This window comes from Streptomyces sp. NPDC044106, from assembly GCF_056433985.1.
On record NZ_JBWKFZ010000013.1, the window covers coordinates 54,239 to 76,582 of the forward strand.

20 protein-coding genes are annotated in these 22,344 nt (G+C 72.1%); 8 read left to right on the forward strand and 12 right to left on the reverse strand.

Annotated features, from left to right (window positions below):
- Positions 1–14: 14 nt before the first annotated feature.
- The 5 genes from AC07DI_RS24100 to AC07DI_RS24120 all read right to left on the reverse strand — a co-directional run bounded on the left by AC07DI_RS24100 (position 15) and on the right by AC07DI_RS24120 (position 6,242).
- Positions 15–1,313 carry an HAD family hydrolase gene (locus AC07DI_RS24100; RefSeq protein WP_478906061.1) on the reverse strand — a complete coding sequence of 433 codons (1,299 nt, stop codon included), beginning with the start codon at positions 1,311–1,313 and terminating at the stop codon, positions 15–17.
- A gap of 22 nt (positions 1,314–1,335) precedes the next feature.
- Positions 1,336–2,640 (reverse strand): haloacid dehalogenase-like hydrolase, encoded by a 1,305-nt coding sequence (locus AC07DI_RS24105; protein ID WP_384258163.1) that lies wholly within the window; start codon positions 2,638–2,640, stop codon positions 1,336–1,338.
- A 78-nt stretch (positions 2,641–2,718) separates the two neighbouring features.
- Positions 2,719–3,507, reverse strand: coding sequence for a 3-oxoacyl-ACP reductase (locus AC07DI_RS24110; protein WP_384258166.1), 789 nt, complete (start codon positions 3,505–3,507; stop codon positions 2,719–2,721).
- A gap of 3 nt (positions 3,508–3,510) precedes the next feature.
- Positions 3,511–4,863 (reverse strand): aldehyde dehydrogenase family protein, encoded by a 1,353-nt coding sequence (locus AC07DI_RS24115; protein WP_478906062.1) that lies wholly within the window; start codon positions 4,861–4,863, stop codon positions 3,511–3,513.
- An 8-nt stretch (positions 4,864–4,871) separates the two neighbouring features.
- On the reverse strand, positions 4,872–6,242 hold the full coding sequence (locus tag AC07DI_RS24120) for a glutamine synthetase family protein (RefSeq protein ID WP_478906063.1): 1,371 nt from the start codon (positions 6,240–6,242) through the stop codon (positions 4,872–4,874).
- A gap of 75 nt (positions 6,243–6,317) precedes the next feature.
- On the opposite strand from AC07DI_RS24120, the gene AC07DI_RS24125 reads away from it, so the two are divergent.
- From AC07DI_RS24125 to AC07DI_RS24135, 3 genes are all read left to right on the forward strand, one after another.
- On the forward strand, positions 6,318–7,076 hold the full coding sequence (locus AC07DI_RS24125) for a FadR/GntR family transcriptional regulator (protein WP_384258173.1): 759 nt from the start codon (positions 6,318–6,320) through the stop codon (positions 7,074–7,076).
- 132 nt (positions 7,077–7,208) lie between these two features.
- On the forward strand, positions 7,209–8,654 hold the full coding sequence (eat, locus tag AC07DI_RS24130; RefSeq protein ID WP_478906064.1) for an ethanolamine permease: 1,446 nt from the start codon (positions 7,209–7,211) through the stop codon (positions 8,652–8,654).
- A gap of 75 nt (positions 8,655–8,729) precedes the next feature.
- Complete coding sequence (locus tag AC07DI_RS24135) at positions 8,730–9,428, forward strand: gamma-glutamyl-gamma-aminobutyrate hydrolase family protein (RefSeq protein ID WP_478906199.1); 699 nt, start codon at positions 8,730–8,732, stop codon at positions 9,426–9,428.
- Here the strand turns inward: AC07DI_RS24135 and AC07DI_RS24140 are convergent.
- Together AC07DI_RS24140 and AC07DI_RS24145 are read right to left on the reverse strand one after the other, a co-directional pair.
- Positions 9,385–10,365 carry a phosphotransferase family protein gene (locus AC07DI_RS24140; RefSeq protein ID WP_478906065.1) on the reverse strand — a complete coding sequence of 327 codons (981 nt, stop codon included), beginning with the start codon at positions 10,363–10,365 and terminating at the stop codon, positions 9,385–9,387. The two genes, AC07DI_RS24135 and AC07DI_RS24140, sit on opposite strands and share 44 nt — an antisense overlap.
- Before the next feature lie 66 nt (positions 10,366–10,431).
- Positions 10,432–11,415, reverse strand: coding sequence for a LysR family transcriptional regulator (locus AC07DI_RS24145; RefSeq protein ID WP_478906066.1), 984 nt, complete (start codon positions 11,413–11,415; stop codon positions 10,432–10,434).
- A 71-nt stretch (positions 11,416–11,486) separates the two neighbouring features.
- Between AC07DI_RS24145 and AC07DI_RS24150 the strand changes: the two genes are divergently transcribed.
- Positions 11,487–12,659, forward strand: coding sequence for a TDT family transporter (locus AC07DI_RS24150; protein ID WP_478906067.1), 1,173 nt, complete (start codon positions 11,487–11,489; stop codon positions 12,657–12,659).
- On the forward strand, positions 12,656–13,054 hold the full coding sequence (locus tag AC07DI_RS24155) for a GNAT family N-acetyltransferase (protein ID WP_478906068.1): 399 nt from the start codon (positions 12,656–12,658) through the stop codon (positions 13,052–13,054). The genes AC07DI_RS24150 and AC07DI_RS24155 overlap by 4 nt, the downstream gene beginning before the upstream one ends.
- A 9-nt stretch (positions 13,055–13,063) precedes the next feature.
- On the opposite strand, the gene AC07DI_RS24160 is transcribed toward AC07DI_RS24155, so the two are convergent.
- From AC07DI_RS24160 to AC07DI_RS24175, 4 genes are all read right to left on the reverse strand, one after another.
- Positions 13,064–13,789, reverse strand: coding sequence for a helical backbone metal receptor (locus AC07DI_RS24160; protein WP_384258268.1), 726 nt, complete (start codon positions 13,787–13,789; stop codon positions 13,064–13,066).
- Between the two features lie 22 nt (positions 13,790–13,811).
- Positions 13,812–14,387, reverse strand: coding sequence for a helix-turn-helix domain-containing protein (locus tag AC07DI_RS24165; RefSeq protein ID WP_384258184.1), 576 nt, complete (start codon positions 14,385–14,387; stop codon positions 13,812–13,814).
- Between the two features lie 286 nt (positions 14,388–14,673).
- Complete coding sequence (locus AC07DI_RS24170) at positions 14,674–17,283, reverse strand: ABC transporter permease/substrate binding protein (protein ID WP_478906069.1); 2,610 nt, start codon at positions 17,281–17,283, stop codon at positions 14,674–14,676.
- The gene (locus AC07DI_RS24175) at positions 17,276–18,397 is read right to left on the reverse strand and encodes a quaternary amine ABC transporter ATP-binding protein (protein ID WP_384258189.1); all 1,122 of its coding nucleotides are present in this window, start codon (positions 18,395–18,397) and stop codon (positions 17,276–17,278) included. The genes AC07DI_RS24170 and AC07DI_RS24175 overlap by 8 nt, the downstream gene beginning before the upstream one ends.
- Positions 18,398–18,717: 320 nt before the next feature.
- Here AC07DI_RS24175 and AC07DI_RS24180 point away from each other — a divergent pair, with 320 nt between their 5' ends.
- Positions 18,718–19,623 (forward strand): 5'-3' exonuclease, encoded by a 906-nt coding sequence (locus AC07DI_RS24180; RefSeq protein ID WP_478906070.1) that lies wholly within the window; start codon positions 18,718–18,720, stop codon positions 19,621–19,623.
- A gap of 53 nt (positions 19,624–19,676) precedes the next feature.
- Positions 19,677–20,513 (forward strand): siderophore-interacting protein, encoded by an 837-nt coding sequence (locus AC07DI_RS24185; protein ID WP_478906071.1) that lies wholly within the window; start codon positions 19,677–19,679, stop codon positions 20,511–20,513.
- Positions 20,514–20,680: 167 nt separating this feature from the next.
- On the opposite strand, the gene AC07DI_RS24190 is transcribed toward AC07DI_RS24185, so the two are convergent.
- Positions 20,681–21,280, reverse strand: a complete 600-nt coding sequence (locus tag AC07DI_RS24190; RefSeq protein ID WP_478906072.1) for a GNAT family N-acetyltransferase — start codon at positions 21,278–21,280, stop codon at positions 20,681–20,683.
- Between the two features lie 104 nt (positions 21,281–21,384).
- Between AC07DI_RS24190 and AC07DI_RS24195 the strand changes: the two genes are divergently transcribed.
- The gene (locus AC07DI_RS24195) at positions 21,385–22,341 is read left to right on the forward strand and encodes an RluA family pseudouridine synthase (RefSeq protein ID WP_478906073.1); all 957 of its coding nucleotides are present in this window, start codon (positions 21,385–21,387) and stop codon (positions 22,339–22,341) included.
- The last annotated feature ends 3 nt before the right edge of the window (positions 22,342–22,344 follow it).

Sequence of the window (22,344 nt, forward strand, 5' to 3'; positions counted from 1 at the left end):
TCGTGCCGCGAAGATCAGTACACCGAGTCCACCTGGTCGGGGACGACGGAGCCGTCGCCGCGCAGGACGGGTCCCTTGCCCCCGCCGTGCTTGTTGTACGCGCCCGTCGAGCAGGGGTAGCGGCCCGGCTTCTGCTTCAGCGGCTCGATGAACATGGGGTTCACGACCCAGCGGCCGTCCGCGTTGTCGTACGCGCGGCACATGACCTCGTCCTTGTTGCGGTTCAGCACGAGGTGCGCGCCGGTCGCGTCGCCGACGAAGGTCACGTCGGTGTCGGCGTCGCCGCCGCCGAGCGCGATGCGGTGGGCGCGGTCCTGCTTGGCCCAGGCCTTCTTGCCCTTGAGACGGAAGATCTCCTGGTTGATCCAGCAGCGCTTGCCGTCGATGTACGGGATGGCCTCGCCCTTGTTGACGGGGACGTTGCCGCAGCCCTGGTTGAAGGTGGTGATGCGGCCCTTGCGGTCGAGGACCGAGCGGATGGCGACGGTGTGTTCGCGGTCGATGCCGACGCTCTTCGACCAGACCTCGGTGACCGGCTCCGAGCCCGCCGAGACGATGTAGACGTCGAAGCCGGCCTTCTTGAGGGTGCGGATCAGATCGCGCTGCTGGTCGTAGTAGCGGACGTAGCCGGGGATCTCGTGGGTGCCGACGGTCTGGGTGGCGCCGACAGGGGCGGCGAGTGCCTCCTTGCGGGCCTTCGCGGCGTACGACTCCAGTTCGGGGACGGTGTGACCGGCGAAGAGCTGGGGCACCCAGGCGTACTGCGGGACGGTGTGGCGGTGGTCCCACGTCCCGGCGAAGGCGGCGGCGCCGCTCATCGTCTTCCCGTCCTCGCGCACCTCGAAGATCTCGTCCGCGCAGGCCGTGTTGGTGGAGGTGGGCAGCGGCCTGCCGACCGGGACCTTCGTGCCGCAGGCCTTGGTGAGCGCGCGGTGGGCGTCGTCGGTCATCCACTTGCTGGTGGACTTCCAGCTCTTGGGGCGCAGGATCTTGTCGTGCCGCAGGGACCAGGCGATGGTCGCGTCGGTGACGTCGTTCTTGGTGACGGTGTTGTCCCAGTCGAAGGCGGCGACCGGGCGCTTCCCGCCGTGTCCGAGGTGCGGGCGGGAGCAGCGGCCGCGCTCGTCGATCACGCGCTGCAGCCGGGCGCGGTTGTCGCCGTACCAGGTCAGCTTCTTCGAGAGCTGCGGGCAATGCGCGGCGGTGGTACGGGGGTTCGCGGGCGTGGCGGCGGCCGCGGGGAGAGCTGCCGGTACGGCCGCCAGGGCGGCGGCCGTGGCCAGGGTCAGCGCCAGAATGTGTCGGTTACGCATGTCAGTGGACCGTACATCAGTCCTACGAGGCTGACGATGGTGCCGACGCCCCGTACACCGTGTCCCGCTGATCGGGGATCACCGAGCCGTCCGTACGGCGCACCGGGCCCGCGCTGCCGTCGGGCCGGGTGTAGCCGGTGGTGGCGCACGGGTAGGGGTCGGCCTTCTGGCCCTTGGGCTGGATGAACATGGGGTTCACCAGCCAGCGGCCGTCGCCGTTCTCGTAGGCGCGGCACATCAGTTCGTTCTTGTTGCGGTTCAGGACGAGCCGCAGGCCGGTGGCGTCGCGCAGGAAGGAGACGTCGGTGTCGGAGTCCCCGGCCGCGAACACCGGGCGCCTCGCGGCCGGTTGGACCTTCTCGGCGGCGGCGCCCCGCACCCCGTAGATCTCCTGGTTGATCCAGCAGCGCTTGCCGTCGATGTACGTGATCATCGAGTCGTCGCCGTCGCGGACGGTGCCGCAGCCCTTGAGGTGCGCGGTCTGCCTGCCGTGCGCCGTGACGTTGCGGATGCCGAGGGTGTGCCGGGCGTCGACGCCGACGGCCTTCGCCCACACCTCGGCGACGGGCTCGGGCGACGCGGAGACGACGTGGACCTCGAAGCCGGCCTTCTTGAGGGTGCGGATCAGATCGCGCTGCTGGTCGTAGTAGCGGACCCAGCCGGTGACCTTCTTGGTGCCGACGCGCTGCTCGGCACCGACGGGCGCGGCGAGGTTCTCCTCGCGGGCCGCGGCGGCGAAGTGCTTGACCTGCCGGGTGGTCCAGCCGCGGGTGAGCTGGGCGAGCCAGGCGTACTGGGGTTCCATGCGGCGGTGGTCGAAGCCGGTGAAGGCGGGGGCGCCGCCGGTGGTGGTGCCTTCGCCGTAGACGGAGAGGATCTCGTCGGCGCAGGCGGTGTCGCGGTGCGTGGGCAGGGTGGTGGCGGTGGCCGGGCAGGCCTTGGTGAGGGCCTTGGCCGCCGGGCCGGTCAGGTAGCGGCTGGTGGTGTGCCAGTCGCCCTTGGCGGGCGTGCGTATCCTGCCGTGGCGCAGCAGCCAGTACATGGTGGCGTCACCGATGTCGTTCTTGATGACGGTGTTGTCCCAGTCGAAGGTGGCGACGGGCTTGGCGCCGCGGCTCCCGCCGCAGCGGCCGTACCGGTCCACCATGTGCTGGAGTCTAGCCTTGTTCGCGCCGTACCAGCCTTCGGAGACGGTCAGCGCGGGGCACTTCGCGGCCTTCGGGCGGGGGGCCTGCGTCGCTTCGGCGGTGGCCTGGACGCCGAGGAGGCCGGTCCCCGCGACGGTGAGCACGGCGGCTGCGGCGGCGCAGCGGCGCTTGAGGTTCATGTACACACTCCCGTGTCTACGCAGGTCAGCCGGGCGTCGTGCGACGCCCGGCTGACGGGGTGGTGGCCGGCGAGTGAACTACAGGGGCGTGACGTACGCGCCGGTGAGGCCGCCGTCGACGAGGAAGTCCGTGGCGTTCACGAACGAGGAGTCGTCGCTGGCCAGGAACGCCACCGCGGCGGCCATCTCGTCGGCCTCGGCGAAGCGGCCCACGGGGATGTGCACGAGGCGGCGCGCGGCCCGCTCGGGGTCCTTGGCGAACAGCTCCTGGAGGAGCGGGGTGTTGACCGGGCCCGGGCAGAGCGCGTTGACGCGGATGCCCTCGCGGGCGAACTGCACGCCGAGCTCGCGGGACATGGCGAGGACGCCGCCCTTGGACGCGGTGTACGAGATCTGCGACGTCGCCGCGCCCATCCTCGCCACGAACGAGGCGGTGTTGATGATGGAGCCCTTGCCCTGCCGCCGCATGTAGGGGATGGCGGCCTTGCAGCACAGGTACACGGAGGTGAGGTTGACCTCCTGGACGCGCTTCCAGGCTTCGAGGCCGGTGTCCAGGATGGAGTCGTCGTCGGGCGGGGAGATGCCGGCGTTGTTGAAGGCGATGTCGACCGAGCCGTAGGTGTCGTACGCGGTCCTGAAGAGCGCCTCGACCTGCTCGGCGTCGGTGACGTCGACCTTGACGAAGGTCCCGCCGACGTCGTCGGCCGCGGCCTTGCCCGCCTGCTCGTCGATGTCGCCGCAGACGACGTGCGCGCCCTCGGAGGCGAGGCGGCGCGCGGTGGCGAGGCCGATGCCGCTGCCCGCGCCGGTGATGACGGCGGTGCGGCCGACGAGGCGGCGGCAGATGTTCTCGGTCGTGTCCGGCATGGGTCAGGCCTCCGTGCTGATGAAGACGTTCTTGGTTTCCGTGAATGCGGCGAGCGCGTCCGGGCCGAGCTCACGGCCGAGCCCGGACTGCTTGTAACCCCCGAACGGGGTCCAATAGCGCACGCTGGAGTGCGAGTTGACGGACAGGTTGCCCGCCCGGACGGCTCCGGAGACGCGCAGGGCCCGACCGACGTCGCGGGTCCAGATGGAGCCGGACAGGCCGTAGTCGGTGGCGTTGGCGAGCCGGATCGCGTCGGCCTCGTCGTCGAAGGGGATGACGACGGCGACCGGCCCGAAGACCTCCTCGACGGCGACGGGCGCGTCCGGGTCGACATCGGTGAGCAGGGTCGGCGGGAACCAGAAGCCGGGGCCCTCGGGAACGGATCCGCGGATCGCGGGGCCGGACGGCACGTAGGCGCGGACGCGCTCCAGCTGCGCCCGGGAGATCAGCGGGCCCATCCCGGTCTTCTCGTCGGACGGGTCGCCGACGACGACCGACTCGATCGCGGGCGTCACGTACTCCAGGAAGCGGTCGTGGACCGAGCGCTGCACGAGGACGCGGGTGCGGGCGCAGCAGTCCTGGCCGGAGTTGTCGAGGTACGACATGGGGGTGGCCAGGGCCGCGGCCTCCACGTCGGCGTCGGCGAACACGATGTTGGGGCTCTTGCCGCCGAGTTCGAGGGTGAGGCGCTTGGTGCGCGCGGCGCAGCGCTCCATGACCTCGCGGCCGGTCCGGGTGGAGCCGGTGAAGACGATCTTGTGGACGTCCGGGTGGTCGACGAGGGCGCGGCCCGCGGTGTGGCCGTGCCCGGGAAGGACCTGGAAGAGGCCCTCGGGCAGGCCCGCCTCCAGGGCGAGTTCGGCGAGGCGGAGCGCGGTGAGCGGCGTCGTCTCGGCCGGTTTGAGCAGCACGGCGTTGCCCGCGGCGAGTGCGGGCGCGAAGCCCCAGGCGGCGATGGGCATCGGGAAGTTCCAGGGGGCGATGACGCCCACCACGCCGAGCGGCTCGTGGAAGGTGACGTTCCAGCCGCCGGGCACCGGGATCTGCGCGCCGTTGAGGCGTTCGGCGCCCCCGGCCGCGTACAGGAGCAGATCGCGTACGTTGCCCGCCTCCCAGCGGGCGTTGCCCACCAGGTGGCCGGCCTCGCGGACTTCGAGCAGGGCCAGCTCGTCGAGGTGGGAGTCGACGGTGTCGGCGAAGCGGCGGAGCAGGCGGGCCCGGTCGGCGGGGGCCGTGGTGCCCCAGGCCTGCTGGGCGGCGACGGCTCGCCCGGCCGCCCGGTCCACATCGGCCGCGGTGGCCGCGGGGACGGTCGCGATGACCTCCTCCGTGGCGGGGTTCACTACCTCGAGCACGTGGTTCCTCACATCCGTTCGAAGGAGCGGCGCAGCTCCCAGTCGGTCACCGCGGAGTCGAAGGCGTCCAGCTCGACCCGCGCCATGTTGCGGTAGTGCGCGACCACCTCGTCGCCGAAGGCGGCCTTGGCGATCGGGCTGTTCTCCCAGAGTTCCGCGGCCTCGCGCAGGGTGGTGGGGACGTGGGCGTAGTCGCCGCTGTAGGCGTTTCCGGTGCACTCCGCGGGCAGTTCGAGCTCCTGCTCGATGCCGTGCAGGCCCGCGGCGACCAGTCCAGCGACCGCGAGGTGCGGGTTGACGTCGCCGCCGGGGAGGCGGTTCTCGAAGCGGAGCGAGCGGCCGTGGCCGACGACGCGGAGCGCGCAGGTGCGGTTGTCGTAGCCCCAGGCGGCGGCGGTCGGCGCGAAGGATCCTGGCCGGAACCGTTTGTAGGAGTTGATGTGGGGCGCGTAGAGGAGGGAGAAGTCGCGCAGCGCCGCGAGCTGGCCGGCGAGGAAGTGCCGCATGAGGGGTGACATGCCGCCCGGGTCGTCCGGGGAGCCCGCCATGACGTTGGTGCCGTCGGCGTCCTGGAGCGAGAGGTGGATGTGGCAGGAGTTGCCCTCGCGCTCGTTGAACTTGGCCATGAAGGTGAGCGAGACGCCCTCCTGGGCCGCGATCTCCTTGGCGCCGGTCTTGTAGATGGCGTGCTGGTCGCAGGTGACGAGGGCCTCGTCGTAGCGGAACACGATCTCGTGCTGGCCCGGGTTGCACTCGCCCTTGGCGGACTCGACGACGAGTCCGGCGGCGGCCATGTCGTTGCGGATGCGGCGCAGCAGCGGCTCTATGCGGCCGGTGCCGAGGACCGAGTAGTCGATGTTGTACTGGTTGGCCGGCGTGAGGTCCTTGTACCCGGCGTCCCAGGCCTGTTCGTAGGTGTCCTTGAAGACGATGAACTCCAGCTCCGTGCCGACGTGCGCGGTGAGGCCGAGTTCGGCCAGGCGCTCCAGCTGGCGGCGCAGGATCTGGCGGGGAGCCGCGACGACGGGTGAGGAGTCGTTCCAAACGAGGTCCGCGATCAGCATCGCGGTGCCCTCGTTCCAGGGGACCCGGCGCAGCGTGGAGAGGTCGGCGCGCATGGCGAAGTCGCCGTAGCCGCGGTCCCAGGAGGACATCGCGTATCCGTCGACGGTGTTCATCTCCGGGTCGACGGCGAGGAGGTAGTTGCAGCCCTCCGTGCCGTGTTCGAGGACCTCGTCGAGGAAGAAGCGGGCGGCGAACCGCTTGCCCTGGAGCCGCCCTTGCATGTCGGGGAAGGCCAGGACGACAGTGTCGATCTCACCGCTCGCGACGAGGGCCTTCAGCTCCTCGACGGAGAGCGGGGGTGTGCGGTCTGCCACGGGAAAGGCCTCCTTGGGTCAGCCGGGAGCCATAAGGTATTGCGGAGAACCTTTGCTTGGGAAGGGGGTACGGGCATGTCGCACACGGAAGAGGGCACCGAGGGGGGTGCCCCGCCCGGGCCGGACGACGACCGGCTGACACCGGTCCTGCGCACGGTGCGAGCGGGCAACGGCTTCGAGGAGGCCCTTGAGCAGATCCTCCAGGTGGTCCGCCTCGGCCTGGTGCCGGGCGGCGAACGCCTGCCGTCGGAGCGGGAGCTCGCCGACCGCCTGGGCATCAGCCGGGTCACGCTGCGGGAGGTCCTGAAGGTGCTGCAGGACCAGGGCCTCGTCGAGTCGCGGCGCGGGCGGTACGGCGGCACGTTCGTGCGGCCGCGCCCCGAGGCGCCCGGCGAGGACGAGCTGCGGCGCCGCATCAAGGACGTCGACGTGGAGGACGCGCTGCGCTTCCGCGAGGTGCTCGAGGTGGGCGCGGCCGGTCTCTGCGCGGCGCACGGCCTGACCGGCGAGCAGGCGCAGCGCCTGCGCACGGCGCTCGACCGGACCCATGACGCGCCCCTTTCGGAGTACCGCAGGCTGGACACGCTGCTGCACCTGACCCTCGCCGAGCTGTGCGGGTCGCCGACGCTCACCGCGCAGTACGCGGCCGTCCGCGCGACCGTCAACGACCTCCTGGACTGCATCCCGCTCCTGGTGAGGAATTTGGAGCACTCACAGCGCCAGCACACCGCGCTGGTCGAGGCGGTGCTCGACGGGGACGCGGACGGCGCGAGGGAGATGATGCGCGAGCACTGCGCGGGCACGGCGGCGCTGCTGCGCGGCTTCCTGACGTGAGACGCAATTGACCGCGGCGTAACGCACGGGGCTTGATTTCTCCCGCCCGGCACGGCAAAGGTATGGATCCGTTCCATTGAGTGTCCTGCAGCAGCCGAGCAGATCCATGTGCCGCCACATAGGAGCCGTGCCATGACCGTGGAGTCCACCAAGCCCATCCCCGCCCAACCGGCGGACGACTACCTGGAGCGCAGAACGCTCCGCAGGGGCAGCGCGGGCTGGCTGCTGCTCACCGGGCTCGGCGTCGCCTATGTCGTGTCCGGCGACTTCTCCGGCTGGAACTTCGGCCTCGCGGAGGGCGGCTTCGGCGGCCTCGCGATCGCCATGGCGCTCATGGGCGTGATGTACGCGTGCATGGTCTTCTCGCTGGCCGAGCTCTCGTCCGTACTGCCCACGGCGGGCGGCGGCTACGGCTTCGCGCGCCGGGCGCTCGGGCCCTGGGGCGGCTTCCTGACCGGTACGGCGATCCTCATCGAGTACATCCTCGCGCCGGCCGCCATCTCCATCTTCATCGGCGACTACGTCGAGTCGCTCGGCCTCTTCGGCCTCACCTCGGGCTGGCCGGTCTACCTGGCCTGCTTCGTCGTCTTCATCGGCATCCACCTCTGGGGCGTCGGCGAGGCGCTGCGCTTCAGCTTCGTCGTGACGGGCATCGCGGTGGTGGCGCTGCTGATCTTCGCGGTCGGCGCGTTCCTGGACTTCGACGCGTCGAGGCTGGACGACATCCCGGTGGACACCGGTGCCTTCGGCGCCAACTCCTGGCTGCCGATGGGCCTGCTGGGCATCTGGGCGGCGTTCCCCTTCGGCATGTGGTTCTTCCTCGGGGTCGAGGGCGTGCCACTGGCCGCCGAGGAGACGAAGGAACCGGCCCGCACGCTGCCGCGCGCGATCCGCTGGTCGATGGCCGTCCTCGTCGCCCTCGCACTCCTCACCTTCTTCGCGTCGACCGGCGCCCGCGGCGCGCACGCGCTGCAGGACGCGGGCAACCCGCTGGTCGAGGCGCTGCAGCCGGACGGCGACGCGACCGCCCTGAGCCGCGTCATCAACTACGCGGGCCTCGCGGGCCTGGTGGCCTCCTTCTTCTCCCTCATCTACGCCGGATCGCGCCAGCTCTTCGCGCTCTCCCGGGCCGGCTACCTCCCCCGCTTCCTCTCCCTCACCAGCAGCCGCAAGGCCCCCTACCTGGGCCTGCTCGTCCCGGGCGCGATCGGCTTCGGCCTGGCGGCGGCGACCGGTGACGGCGCCCGCATGCTGAACGTCGCGGTGTTCGGCGCGACCATCTCGTACGCCCTGATGTCGCTCTCGCACATCGTGCTGCGCCGCCGCGAGCCCGGCCTGGAACGGCCCTACCGCACGCCCGGCGGCGTCCTGACCTCGTCCGTGGCGCTGGTCCTCGCCTGCGCGGCGCTCGTCGCGACGTTCCTGGTCGATGTGACGGCCGCGCTCATCGCGCTCGCCGTGTACGTGGTCGCCATCGCGTACTTCGGGATGTACAGCCGCAAGCATCTGGTGGCGCGCGCGCCGGAGGAGGAGTTCGCGGCGCTGGCGGCCGCCGAGGCAGAGTTGGCACGCGACTGATCGCCGGGTGGCAAAGAGCCTCGGGAGGACAGCGGTGCGTTCGGGAGGAGAACGGTGAGGGAGAACGCGGTGGCAGTGAACGACAGGCCGCTGATCGGCGTCAGCACCTATCTGGAGTCCACGGTGGCCTGGGGCGTGTGGCGACTGCCCGCGGCGCTCCTGCCGGCCGGCTACCCCCGGCTCGTACAGGCGGCGGGCGGTCTCGCCACGATGCTGCCGCCGGACGATCCGGGGTTCGCGCGCTCGGTCGTCGCCCGGCTCGACGGCGTGGTCGTCGCGGGCGGCCCGGACGTCGAGCCCGCACGGTACGGCGCGGAGCCCGAGGAGCGCACCGGGCCGCCCGCGCGGGAGCGGGACGCCTGGGAACTCGCCCTGATCGAGGCGGCGCTGGAGTCCGGGACACCGCTGCTCGGCATCTGCCGAGGCATGCAGCTGCTCAACGTGGCGCTCGGCGGGACGCTGGTCCAGCACATGGAGGGGCACAGGGAGCGGGTGGGCGTGTTCGGCACGCATACGGTGAAGCCGGTCCCCGGCACGCTCTACGAGTCGGTCGTGCCGGACGCGTCCACCGACGTGCCGACCTACCACCACCAGGCGGTGGAGCGCCTCGGCGATAACCTGGTGGCGTCGGCGTACGCGGAGGACGGCACCGTCGAGGCCGTCGAACTGCCCGGCCACCCCTGGGCGCTCGGCGTGCAGTGGCATCCGGAGATGGGCGAGGACGCCCGGGTCATGGCAGCGCTGGTCCGCGCCGCGTCGCGAGCCGCCTCCTGAGCCACTCCACGGCCGCCGCGCCCTGGGCGCCCTGGAAGGCGCGCAGGGTCGGCAGGCCGGGCGGCGCCGGCTGGAGGGACTGCCCCACGAAGTACCCGGCGAGTCCCGCCAGCGCCGCGGTCACGCCCCGCGGATCCGCCGCCCGGCCCACCCGCTGCGCGGTGAACACGTCCTCCGGGTCGGGGCCGCCCTGCGCCCGCACGCACGGCAGCATGAGCAGCAAATCGAACCAGGGCGCGGCGCGCAGGGCGTGCGGCCAGTCGACGAGGACGACCCGGCCCTCGTCCGCCGTCAGCAGCATGTTGTCGGCGCGCAGGTCACCGTGGGCGAGGATGTCGCCCACCGCGAAGTCTCCCCAGGGCGCGGCGAGTTCGGCGAGGGCGGACAGGTTGCGGCGGACCCACGGGTCGAGTCTGACGTCGTCCCCGGCGCCCTGCTCGACGAGGCGCTCCCACCCCCGGAAGTTGCCCGACATCGCTTCGACGACCGAAGGAACGTCCATCGACGCGGGCACCGGGACCCGCGCGAGGGCGTCCACCGCGTCCAGTACGCGCCCGAACTCCCCGGAACGCCACGGCACTTCAGGCTGCCGCCCGTCGACGTCCTCGAAGGCGAGGGCGACCCAGGTCCCGTCGTCGCAGGAGGCGAGGAGCCGGGGCGCGGGCACGGAGTCCGGCAGGGCCGCGGTGTTGCGGGCCTCGGCGCGGTGCATGCGGGGGCTGCCGGGGTTGGCCTCGGCGCTGACGGCCTTGACGAAAGCCCGCCGCCCGTCGGCGAGCCGCACCCGCGCCGCGACGCCGGGCGAGAAGCCGCCGTGCTGCGTCACCGCGTCGACGACGGCCGCGCCGAGGGCGTCCTCCAGCTCCGCGCGTACGTGCGCGGGGAGCTGCTGCCAGGGGGTGCGGACGCCGGTTGCCGGGGGCGCGGTCACGTTCATCCACTCATGGTGGGCGGCGGTCCGGGGAGACGCCAGGCATTTTCGCCCGGCCACCGCTTGATCCCCTCACGTCCGTCGCGTCAGCGCAAGCAGGTCCCGGCCCGGCCCGGCCGGCCGGTGCCCCGTCGGCCAGACGGCCCGCAGCTCCCTGCGCAGCCGTACGTCCGCGAGGGGGATCTCCACCAGGCGGCGCGCCGCCAGCTCCTCGCCCACCGCGAGTTCGCTCAGGACCGAGGGGCCCGCGCCACTGACCGCCGAGGCCTTGACTGCCGTCGTGGACGACAGCTCGATGAGAGGGCGGGCGACACCGCCGAGCGCCGCTTCGAGGACCTGCCGGGTGCCCGAGCCCTCCTCGCGCAGGATCAGCGGCGTCGCCGCCAACTCGGCACCGGCCAAAGGCTTTCCGCGCCGCGCCCACGGGTGACTGGGGGCCGCCACGACGACGAGCCGGTCGCGCGCGACGACCACCTCGTCGAGCCCGCCCGGCACGGTGAGCCCCTCGACGAAGCCGAGGTCCGCCTCGCCCGCGAGGAGCCGGGCCGCGACGGCCGCGGAGTTGCCCGCGAGCAGCGACACCGCCGTGTCGGGGCGCTGGGTCCGCAGGGCGATCAGCCAGCCCGGCAGCAGATACTCGGCGATGGTCATGCTGGCCGCGACCCGCAGCCGCGAGTCGCGCCGGCCGCGCAGCGCCTGCGCCCCCGCGTCGAACGCCTCCGCCGCCTCCACGATCCGGCCCGCCCAGTCGGTGACCAGGGCGCCCGCGTCGGTGAGGCGGGAGCCGCGGGGCGACCGGTCGACGAGCGCGACACCGAGCTGCCGCTCCATGGCGCGCACCCGGCTGCTCGCCGCGGGCTGGGAGATGCCGAGCTCCCGCGCGGCCCGCCCGAGACTGCCGAGCCGGGCCACGGCGAGGAGCAGCTGGAGCGCGCCGAGGTCCGGCACCCGGTGGGCGAGCGACGCGCCGGGGGCGCCCGGGGCGGCGGAGGGCTCGTGGGGCGAGGGGCGCGCGGGAGGCTCGGGGGACGAAGGGGACACAGGGGACGTACTCATAAAGTCAGCTTATGCCCCCATAGAAGTGTGCTCCCTGGCGGCGGGCCCCCTCCCCGTACGACCGTGTACCTATGGTCACCACCGCTCGGCCCGCCGCCTCCGCGGGCACCTCCCCGGCTGCTCCCGGCCTCCGCCTTCCCGCGGTCCGTCACCTCGGACCGAACTGGTACGCCGCCGTCATGGGCACCGCCATCGTCGCCAACGCGGGCGCGACCCTGCCGTACCGGTTCGCCGGATCGCAAGCGGCCTGCGCCGCCGTCTGGGCGCTCTCCCTCGTCCTGCTCGTCGTCCTGCTCGCCGCCCGCGCCGCGCACTGGATCCACCACCGCGACCAGGCCCGTGCCCACCTGCTCGACCCGGCCATGGCGCCGTTCTACGGCTGTCTGTCGATGGCGCTGCTCGCGGTCGGCGGCGGCGCCCTGATCGTCGGCAAGGACTGGATCGGCACGGGGCCCGCCGTCGCGCTCGACACCGTGCTGTACACGCTCGGCGCCGCCATCGGGCTCGCCGCCGCCGTCGCCATCCCCTGCCTGATGGTCGTCCGCCACCGCATCACCGCCGACCAGGCCTCGCCCGTGTGGCTGCTGCCCGTGGTGGCCCCCATGGTGGCGGCAGCCGTCGGCCCGCTGCTCATCCCCCACCTGCCCGCGGGCCAGGCGCAGCAGACGATGCTCTACGGCTGCTTCGCGATGTTCGGCATGAGCCTGCTCACCACCCTGGTGATGCTGCCGGTGATCTTCGCCCGCCTGGTGACCGCGGGCCCGCTGCCCCTGGCGCTCACCCCCACGCTCTTCCTGGTCCTCGGACCGCTCGGCCAGTCGACGACGGCCACCAACAAGTTCGCCGACTTCGCGCCCGGCGTCGTCCCCGCCCCGCTCGACCGGGGCTTCCTCGCCTTCGCGGTGCTCTTCGGCGTCCCCGTGACGGGCTTCGCCCTGATGTGGCTGGCGCTCGCCGGCGCCATGGTGGTACGCGCCCGGCGCCGCGGCATGGGCTTCGCGATGACCTGGTGGGCGTTCACCTTCCCCGTCGGCACCTGCGTCACGGGCGCCGAGGGTCTGGGCAAGCACACCGGGCTCGCGGTCTTCGACTGGCTCGCGACGGGCCTGTTCGCCTTCCTCCTGACCGCCTGGGCCGTGGCCCTTGCGTACACGCTGCGCGGCGCGGTCAGCGGGCGGCTGCTTGCGGCGCCCGCACAAAACCCGCTGAGCCGCGCGCCGGCCCGGCCTACCATGCAGCCGTGACGATCACATACGAGTGGCGCGGGGAGTTCGCCGACGCGGCGGTCGAGGCGCTGCACGCGGAGGCGTTCGAGCACGCCCCTTCGCCCACCGGCTGGCGCGCCCAGGTGCACCGGCACAGCCTCGGCTGGGTCGTGGCCCGCGAGGAGGGCAGGCTGGTCGGGTTCGTCAACGTCGCCTGGGACGGCGGGGCCCACGCCTTCGTCCTGGACACGATGGTCGCCGAGGACGTGCGCGGAAGCGGCGTCGGCGCCGAGCTCGTGGCCTGCGCGGTCCGCGGCGCCCGCGCGGCGCGGTGCGAGTGGCTCCACGTCGACTTCGAGGCGCAGCTGCGCCCCTTCTACTTCGACGCCTGCGGCTTCCGGCCGACGGGCGCCGGACTGATCGCCCTGCGCTGAGAGCCTGGGCTACGCCCCGGGACGCGCCGCCCGCAACGCCGCGCCGAGCACCGCGGGCGCCTGCGCCAACGACGGCCCGTACCAGGTCAGGTGGCGGCCGCTGACCAGCGCGACCGGGGTGCCCGCCGGGAACGCCTCGGGGCCGTCGTCGGCCGTGAAGCGGTACGGCTCGTCGGGCAGCACCACCAGGTCGTGGCCGGCCGCGCGCAGTGCGTCGAGCGGCACCCGCGGGTACCGCTCGCGATGGCCCGCGTACGCGTTGTCGACGCCCAGGCGGGCGAGGAGGTCGCCCGCGAACGTGTCGTGGCCGAGCACCATCCACGGCCTGCGCCAGATCGGGACCGCCGCCCGCAGCCGGACACCGGGCCGGGGCAGCTCCCGCCACGCCGCCTCGGCCCGCGCCAGCCAGTCGGGGCGCTCCGCACCGCAGGCCGCGAGGACCCGCGTCAGTTCGCGGAAGGCCTGCGGCAGCGTCCGCACCTCGGTCACCAGGACCTCGATGCCGGCCGCGCGCAGCGCCGCCACGTCGGGCGCGCGGTTCTCCTCCTCGTTGGCGACGACCAGGTCGGGGGCGAGGGCGACGATGCGGGACACGGCCGGGTTCTTCGTACCGCCCACCCGGGTCACGTCGAGGTCCGCCGGATGGCTGCACCAGTCGGTCGCGCCGACCAGCGCGCCCGGCACGGTGGCGGCGACCGCCTCGGTCAGCGAGGGCACCAGCGAGACGACCCGCAGCGGGCCGCGTGCGCGCGCCACCTCAGCGCCCCCTGTCGTCCACCGCTTCGATGTGGTCCCCCACCGCGACCACCAGCACCCGGGTGTCCGGCACCGTGGCCCGCCAGCGGTGGCGCACACCGCCCGTGAGGAACAGGGTGTCGCCGCGCCCGAGGCGGTAGGCCCGGCCCTCGGCCTCCATCTCCACGGCACCCTCGACGACGTACATCAACTCGTCGTTGCGGTGCTGGAACTCGCGTCCCTCGTCGTGGTCCCCGATGAACTCCAGGGCGTGCAGCTGGTGGTGGCCGCGCGCCAGCTCGCGTACGCGCGCCTCCGGAGTCGAGCCGTCCAGGTCCGTGTCGTCGTCGGCGCGCACCACCTCGACGGTGCGGGCCGGGTCGGCGGCGGCGAGGAGTTCCACATCGGTGGTGCACAGGGCGTCGGCGACCCGCTGCAGGGAGCGCGTGCTGGGCCGGGCGCGTTCGTTCTCGATCTGGCTGAGGAACGGCACGGAGAGACCGCTGCGCCGGGCGACGACGGCGAGGGTGAGCTCCAGCTGCCTGCGGCGCCGCCGCACGGCCGAGCCCACCCTGAGGGTCTCCTTGCGCTCGTCCATCGCCTCGACTCCCTTCAGCGCATCGGCCCGCTCTCGCCCCGAGGGGTCCCGAGGGGTTCCGAGGGGTTCTCTGCACCCTACGCATGTTCGCCAAACGGTTTTGCCCCGTTGCCCAGACTTGCGTCCGTCTCCCGCCCTCACCCTTCCAAGGAAGCACGCCGCGCGCCTCTTTTCCCGGGGGCGGGCCCCTCGGCCGGGAGCCGGGACGGCCCACCGGAACGCCCCGAGGGGTGGACTTCGCCTGTGGCGAGGCCCACCCCTCGGGGGGACGGTGAGGAGTTCCGGCCTACTTCGCGGCCGTCATCTTCTCCTCGAAGCCCGGGTTCTTCTTCAACCAGGCGTCGACGGCCTTGGGCTCGTTGTTCTTGCCCGCCTTGTTGATCTCGTTCTCCAGGCCGGCCAGCTGCTGCTCGCTCATGTGGAAGTTCTTGAGCCACTTCGTGAGCTGCGGGTACTGCTCGGGGAAGTCCTTGCTGGAGATCGTGCGGATCGTGTCACCCTTGCCGAAGCCGCCCTTGGGGTCCTTCAGCTTGGTGAGCTCGTACTCGTTGTACGCCCAGTGCGGCGACCAGAGCAGCACCGCGACCGGCTCCTTCTTGGCGTACGCGGCCTTCAGCTCGGAGAGCATCGCCGGGGTCGAGCCCGCGGCGATCTCGTACTCCTTGTCGAGGCCGTACTGGGGCAGCACCTTCTCCTTGAGCGCCGTCATGACGCCCGTGCCCGGCTCGATCCCGATGATCTTGCCGTTGAACCGGTCGCCCTTGCCCTTGAGGTCGGCGAGCGACTTCACGCCCTTCACGTAGGACGGGACGGCGACCTCCAGGGAGGTCGGGCTGTACCAGGACCCGATGTCCTTCAGGTTCGCCTTGTTCTTGTCCCAGTACGTCTTCTGGGCCGTGGGCAGCCACGCGTCCAGGTCGAGGTCGATGTCGCCCTGGGCCAGACCGGTGTAGACCGGGCCCACGTCGGCCGGCGTCAGCTCCATCTTGTAGCCGCGCTTCTCCAGGACGCGCTTCCACAGGTTGGTGACGGCGACGTTCTCGTCCCAGGCGAAGTACGCGGCCTTCAGCGGGCGCTTGTTCTCGTCACTGCCCGAGTTCTCCGGCAGCGGCGCCAGCTTGTCGACGACGCCGGGGTTCTTCTTCAGCCAGGCGCGCACGGCGTCCTGCTGCTTGCCCTTGCCCGCCTTGTTGACCTCCGCCTCAAGGCTGGTGAGCTGCTTCTCGTCCATCGAGAAGTTCTTGAGCCACTTGCCGACCTCGGGGTTCTCCTTCGAGAAGCCCTTGCGCGCCAGCGTGTGCACGCCGTCGCCCTTGCCCCAGGCGCCCTTCGGGTCCTTGAGCTTCTTCAGGTCGAAGTCGTTGTACGCCCAGTGCGGCGACCAGAGCGGAACGACGATCGGCTCCTTCTTGGCGTACGCGGCCTTCAGCTCGGAGAGCATCGCCGTGGTGGAGCCGTCGACGACCTTGTACTCCTTGTCGAGGCCGTACTCCCCCAGCACCTTGCTCTTGAGCAGCTGCATCTCACCGGCGCTCGGCTCGATGCCGACGATCCTGCCGCCGAACTCGCCGCCCTTGCCCTTGAGGTCCGCGAGCGAGTCGACGTCCTTCATGTATGAGGGGACGGTCAGCTCCAGCGACGTCCGGTCGTACCAGGCGCCGAGGTCCTCCAGCTTGTCGCCGTACTTCTTCCAGTACGTGGCGTGCGTCGTCGGCAGCCAGGCGTCGGTCTGGAAGTCGACGTCGCCCTGGGCGACCGAGGTGTACAGCGGGCCCGCGTCGAGCAGGCTGGCGTTCACCTTGAAGCCGCGCTGCTCCAGGATCTCCTTCCAGAGGAAGGTGGATGCGATGCCCTCGTCCCAGTTGATGTAGCCGATGTTGATCTGCTTGCCCTTGCCGACGTTCTCACTGTCGGCCACCGGCTCGGACTTGGTGCCGCCGAAGATGCCCATGCCGCCCGCGACGAGCGCGAGGACGACGACGCCGACCATCGCGACGACCGGGCGGGGGCGGTAGTTCCACAGGTTCAGGCCCTGCGCGGCCCGCAGCTTGGCGAGCGCGCGGCGGCCGAGCGGCGATACCTGGCTGCCCAGGCCGCTGGTGACGCGGTCCAGGTAGATGGCGAGGATGACGATGGAGACGCCCGCCTCCGCGCCCAGACCCACGTCGAGCTGGCCGATGGCCGCGTTGACGTCGGCGCCGAGACCCGGCGTACCGACCATGCCGGTCAGCGCCGCCATGGAGAGGCCGAGCATGATGACCTGGTTGACACCGGCCATGATCGTCGGCAGCGCGAGGGGCAGCTGGACGCGGAAGAGGGTGTTGCGGGGCGTGGTGCCGAACGCGTCGGCGGCCTCGACCAGTTCCTTGTCGACCTGGCGGATGCCGAGCTCGGTCATGCGCACGCCGGGGGCGAGCGCGAAGACGATCGTGGCGACGATGCCCGCGGGGGCGCCCATCCGGAAGAACAGCAGCGCCGGGATGAGGTAGATCATCGCGGGCAGCGTCTGCATGAAGTCGAGGACGGGCCTGACCACGCCGCTGACCGTCTTGGAGCGCGCCGCCCAGATGCCCACGGGCACGGCGATCACCAGCGCCACGAAGGTCGAGACGAGGACCAGGGACAGCGTCATCATCGCGTTGTCCCACAGCTCCAGGGACACGATGAACGCGAAGCCCACGAAGGCGAGCACACCGCCGAGCAGGCCGCGCAGCCAGAACGCGATGACGGCGAGGATGCCCGCCATCAGCAGCGGCTCGGGCCCGGAGAGGACGTCGTAGACGCCGTCCCACATGTTCTGGAAGAGCGTCTTGACGAACGAGAACAGCCAGTCCATATGAGTTCTGGACCATTCGACCGCGTCATTGACCCAGTCGCCGAAGGGAATCCTAGGCACCGCTGCTCACCTTGCCCGCGTTCTTGCCGTCCTTGCCCTGCCCGGGTATGGAGGCGGGGACCGTGTCCTGCGGCTGCGCCGCCGCGTCCGTCTCCATCGGCTCGCCGAGCACGGCGAGCAGACTGGCCCGCCGCACGACGCCGACGAGCGCGCCGTCGCCGTCGGTCACGGCGACCGGCACCTCGCTCGTGGAGCAGGGGGTGAACAGCTCGATGATGGGGGTGTCCTCGGTGACCGTCGCGGGGGCGTCGGCCCGCACGAAGTCCTTGTCGGGGTCGGCCATGATCGCGCCCGCCGTGAGCACCCGGGAACGGTCGACGTCCTGCGTGAACGAGGCGACGTAGTCGTTGGCCGGGGTGACCAGGATGTCCTGCGAGGAACCGATCTGGACGATGCGGCCGTCGCGCATGACGGCGATCTGGTCGCCCAGGCGCATGGCCTCGTTCAGGTCGTGGGTGATGAAGACGATGGTCTTCTTCAGCCGCTTCTGGAGCACCAGGAGCTGGTCCTGCATGTCGCGCCGGATCAGCGGGTCGAGCGCGCTGAACGACTCGTCCATGAGGAGCAGGTCGGCGTCGGTGGCCAGCGCGCGGGCCAGGCCCACCCGCTGCTGCATGCCGCCGGACAGCTCGTCGGGCCAGGACTTCTCCCAGCCCTTCAGGCCCGCCAGCTCCAGCGCCTCGGTGGCGCGCCTCTCGCGCTCGGCGCGCGGCACGCCCTGCACCTCCAGGCCGTACCCGGCGTTCTCGAGGACGCTGCGGTGCGGGAAGAGCGCGAAGTGCTGGAAGACCATGCTGATCTTCCTGGAGCGCACCGCCCGCATCTCCTTGGCGCTCAGCTCGGTCAGGTCCTGACCGTCGAAGCGCACGTGACCGGCCGTCGGCTCCGACAGTCCGTTGAGCATGCGCAGCAACGTGGACTTGCCGGATCCGGAGAGACCCATGACGACGAAGATCTGGCCCGGCTCGACCTCGAAGGACGCGTCGATCACGGCAGCGGTGGTGCCGTCGGCGCGCAGCTCCTCTCGATCGGCTCCGTGGCGGAGTTTCTCCACCGCGTCATCGGGTCGTCTGCCGAACACTTTGTACAAGTGCTCGGCCTGCAGCCTGGACACATACACCTCTCGGGTTGAACCAAGACGGCCCGCCTCCCCCGCCGGCGGGCCGTGGAGCGGTACGGGGTCTGCCCGTTTGCCGACTCGAAATGTTGAAATCCCGACCGGGTGCGCTCCGGATGCGCCCCTGCCCTCACTTGTCCGGACCAAACCAAGAAGTGACCCAGCTCACACCCGTTGCGCGTCCCGACACGGGACGTCGCCATACGCAACGTCCCCGCCGCCCCGCCCGCACCACCGGCACCACTGTGCGCAGCGCGTTCGCACTGTCAGTGCCGTGCGGCATGATGCGCGATGTGACTCAGCGAACACGACGGCTCATGCTTCTCGACACGGCCTCCCTCTACTTCAGGGCCTACTTCGGAGTCCCGGAGTCCATGAAGGCCCCGGACGGCACCCCGGTCAACGCCGTGCGCGGACTGCTCGACTTCATCACCCGCCTCGTCCTCGACCACCGCCCGGACGACCTGGTCGCCTGCATGGACGCGGACTGGCGCCCCCAGTGGCGCGTCGAGCTCATCCCCTCCTACAAGGCGCACCGCGTCGCCGAGGAGACCCCGAAGGGCCCGGACGCCGAGGAGATCCCGGACACGCTGTCCCCGCAGGTGCCGATCATCGCGGCCGTCCTCGACGCGCTCGGCATCGCCCGCGTCGGCGTCGAGGCGTACGAGGCCGACGACGTGATCGGCACCTTCGCGGCCCGCGCCACGGGCCCGGTCGACATCGTCACCGGCGACCGCGACCTCTACCAGCTGGTGGACGACGCGCGCGGCATCCGCGTCCTCTACCCCCTCAAGGGCGTCGGCTCCCTCCAGATGACGGACGAGGCGTGGTTGCGCGAGAAGTACGGCGTGGACGGGCCGGGCTATGTGGACCTGGCCCTGCTGCGCGGGGACCCGAGCGACGGCCTGCCCGGCGTGCCCGGCATCGGCGAGAAGACGGCCGCCAAGCTCCTGGACGCCTTCGGCGACCTCGCCGGGATCATGGCCGCCGTCGACGACCCGAAGTCGAAGCTCACCCCGTCCCAGCGCAGGAGGCTCGACGAGTCCCGCGCGTACGTGGCGGTCGCACCGAAGGTCGTACGGGTGGCGGGCGACGTACCCCTGCCCGACGTCGACGTCGCACTGCCGCGCGCACCGCGCGATCCCGCCGCTCTCGACGAGCTGGCGTCCCGGTGGGGCCTCGGCGGCTCGCTGCAGCGACTGGCCTCCATCCTCCACGCGTGAGGTGTTAGCTTAGGTAAACCTAAGTAGTTTGTGGATCAGGGGAGGCCGTCGCCATGGCAGAACGTCCGGCACGCAAAGCACCGAAGGCCCATGTCGCACGCGTCGTGCGCACGGAACGGCTGACCCCGCACATGCAGCGCGTGGTCCTCGGCGGGGAAGGCCTCGCCGAGTTCACCGCGGGCACGTGCACCGATCACTACGTGAAGCTGCTCTTCGACGCCGAGGGCGTCACCTACCCGGAGCCCTTCGACATCCAGCGGATCCGCGAGGAGTTCCCGCGCGAGCAGTGGCCCGTGACGCGGACGTACACCGTGCGCTGGTGGGACGCCGAGACCCGCGAGCTGGCCCTCGACTTCGTGATCCACGGCGACGAGGGCCTGGCCGGTCCGTGGGCGCGGACCGTCGAAGCGGGCGCCAGGGTGCGCTTCCAGGGCCCCGGCGGCGGGTACGCCCCCGACCCGGACGCCGACTGGCACCTCCTCGCCGGCGACGAGAGCGCCCTGCCGGCCATCGCCGCCGCGGCCGAGGCGCTCCCCGCGGGGGCCGTCGCGCACATCTTCGTCGAGGTCGAGGGCCCCGAGGAGGAGCAGAAGATCGCCACGGACGCGAAGGTCGTCTGGCTGCACCGCGGCGACCGCCCGGTCGGCGAGCTCCTGGTCGAGACCGTGCGCGCCCTGGAGTTCCCCGCGGGCGACCCGCACGTCTTCGTCCACGGCGAGGCGGGCTTCGTGAAGGAGCTGCGCCGCTACCTGCGCGTCGAGCGCGAGATCCCCCGCGAGCGCCTCTCCATCTCCGGCTACTGGCGCCTGGGCCACAACGAGGACGGCTGGCAGGCCTCCAAGCGGGAGTGGAACGCGCAGGTGGAGGCGGAGCAGGAGAAGGCGGCGTAACGCACCACCGCGGACAGCCGACACAGAAGCGGGAGGCGACAGCCCTTGAGGGGCGACCGCCTCCCGCTTGTGTACGCACCCCTGCGGCCCCGAAAGCAAGCCGACGCGGTCGACCCCGCCGCCCCCGCCGCGCCCGCGCACGCACCCCCGCCCCGAACTCCGGCGCATCACACCGGCACGCCCGCCCCCTCCCCCCTGATCCGCGCGTGCAGATGCATGTCGTGCCAGCCGTCCTCGTGCAGCAGCGCGCTGCGCTTGGTGCCCTCCGCGGTGAAGCCGGTCTTCAGGGCGACGCGGCAGGACGCCTCGTTGGCCGTCGAGTGCGTCAGCTCCAGGCGGTGCAGGCCCACCTCGTCGAAGGCCCACTCCGTGAGCGCCACGACCGCGCGCGAGGCCACGCCCCGGCCGCGCGCCGACGGCATGGTCCAGTACGCCATCTCGGCCTGCCCGTCGGCGAGCACGATGCACCGCAGGGCGACGCGCCCGACCACCTCGTCACTGCCTGCGTCGGCGATCGCCCAGTACGCGTCGTGCTCCTCGCCCCAGGCCTCGCGCCAGCCCTCGATCCAGCCGCGGGACTCGCTCTCGGACGCGGACACGCGCGCGTGCCAGCGCTGGATCACGGGGTCCTGGAACGCCTCGTGGACGGCGGGCGCGTCGGCGGGTGTCCAGGGGCGCAGGACCAGGCCGCCGGGGACGGGGAGCGCCGGCTGCTCCCGGCGGGCCAGCGTGCCGGCCGGGACGATATCGGAGATCTTGAAAGGCATGGCCGCATCGTGCCAGCGGCGCCCCGCCCGGCGGCAGTGGTTTTCCGGGGCGCACACAAGCCGTCGAGCCCCGCCCCCGAGCGCCCCCGTACGCTGGCCTCCTGATGAGACGAAAGCCCCGCGTTCCGCCGTCCCCCCTCCCCCAGCGCGACGGCGTCGACCCCGTGCGGGTCAGGCTGCCGCACGACGGAACATGGCCGACCGTGCGCGACCACCTGGTGGAGCGGCTCGCGGCCGGGCCCGGGGTCATCGACGCGATGGTGCGGGACGGCAGGATCGTCGGCGAGGACGGGACGCCGGTGGCGCCCGACACCCGCTACGTCCCGGGCGCCCACGTCTGGTTCCACCGCGACCCGCCGGCCGAGGTCACCGTCCCCTTCGCCCTCGACGTCGTCCACCGCGACGAGCACATCGTCGTCGTGGACAAGCCGCACTTCCTCGCGACCATGCCGCGCGGCAGCCACGTCACCCAGACCGCGCTCGCCCGGCTGCGCGGCGAGCTCGGCATCCCGGCGCTCGGCGCCGCGCACCGCCTGGACCGCCTCACCGCCGGGCTGCTCCTGTTCACCGTGCGGCCCGAGGAGCGCGGCGCGTACCAGACGCTGTTCCGCGACCGCCTCGTGCGCAAGGAGTACGAGGCGGTGGCGCCGTACGACCCCGGCGTACCGCTTCCACGGACCGTGCGCAGCCACATCCGCAAGGACCGCGGGGTCATCGCGGCGTACGAGGTCGAGGGCGCGGAGCCGAACAGCGAGAGCCGGATCGAACTCGTCGAGCACCGCGCCGGTCTCGGCCGCTACCGCCTCACCCCGCACACCGGCCGGACCCACCAGCTGCGCGTCCACATGAACGCGTCGGGGCTGCCGATCCTCGGCGATCCGGTGTATCCGGTGGTGACCGGACCCGCGGCGCCGGACGACTTCCGGCGGCCCCTGCAACTCCTGGCGCGGGCCCTGGAGTTCACGGATCCGGTCACGGGCGTCGCCCACCGCTTCGTCAGCGGGCGGACGCTGGAGGCCTGGACGGCGTACGACGCCTGGGCGCGGCAGCCGCGGCCGTAGCCG

Bases quoted from the DNA above. Each gene is read 5' to 3' on its own strand.
- AC07DI_RS24100 (WP_478906061.1), bottom strand. From the start codon at position 1,313: ATGCGTAACCGACACATTCTGGCGCTGACCCTGGCCACGGCCGCCGCC.
- AC07DI_RS24105 (WP_384258163.1), bottom strand. From the start codon at position 2,640: ATGAACCTCAAGCGCCGCTGCGCCGCCGCAGCCGCCGTGCTCACCGTC.
- AC07DI_RS24110 (WP_384258166.1), bottom strand. From the start codon at position 3,507: ATGCCGGACACGACCGAGAACATCTGCCGCCGCCTCGTCGGCCGCACC.
- AC07DI_RS24125 (WP_384258173.1), top strand. From the start codon at position 6,318: ATGTCGCACACGGAAGAGGGCACCGAGGGGGGTGCCCCGCCCGGGCCG.
- eat (WP_478906064.1), top strand. From the start codon at position 7,209: ATGACCGTGGAGTCCACCAAGCCCATCCCCGCCCAACCGGCGGACGAC.
- AC07DI_RS24140 (WP_478906065.1), bottom strand. From the start codon at position 10,365: ATGAACGTGACCGCGCCCCCGGCAACCGGCGTCCGCACCCCCTGGCAG.
- AC07DI_RS24145 (WP_478906066.1), bottom strand. From the start codon at position 11,415: ATGAGTACGTCCCCTGTGTCCCCTTCGTCCCCCGAGCCTCCCGCGCGC.
- AC07DI_RS24150 (WP_478906067.1), top strand. From the start codon at position 11,487: ATGGTCACCACCGCTCGGCCCGCCGCCTCCGCGGGCACCTCCCCGGCT.
- AC07DI_RS24165 (WP_384258184.1), bottom strand. From the start codon at position 14,387: ATGGACGAGCGCAAGGAGACCCTCAGGGTGGGCTCGGCCGTGCGGCGG.
- AC07DI_RS24180 (WP_478906070.1), top strand. From the start codon at position 18,718: ATGCTTCTCGACACGGCCTCCCTCTACTTCAGGGCCTACTTCGGAGTC.
- AC07DI_RS24185 (WP_478906071.1), top strand. From the start codon at position 19,677: ATGGCAGAACGTCCGGCACGCAAAGCACCGAAGGCCCATGTCGCACGC.
- AC07DI_RS24190 (WP_478906072.1), bottom strand. From the start codon at position 21,280: ATGCCTTTCAAGATCTCCGATATCGTCCCGGCCGGCACGCTGGCCCGC.
- AC07DI_RS24195 (WP_478906073.1), top strand. From the start codon at position 21,385: ATGAGACGAAAGCCCCGCGTTCCGCCGTCCCCCCTCCCCCAGCGCGAC.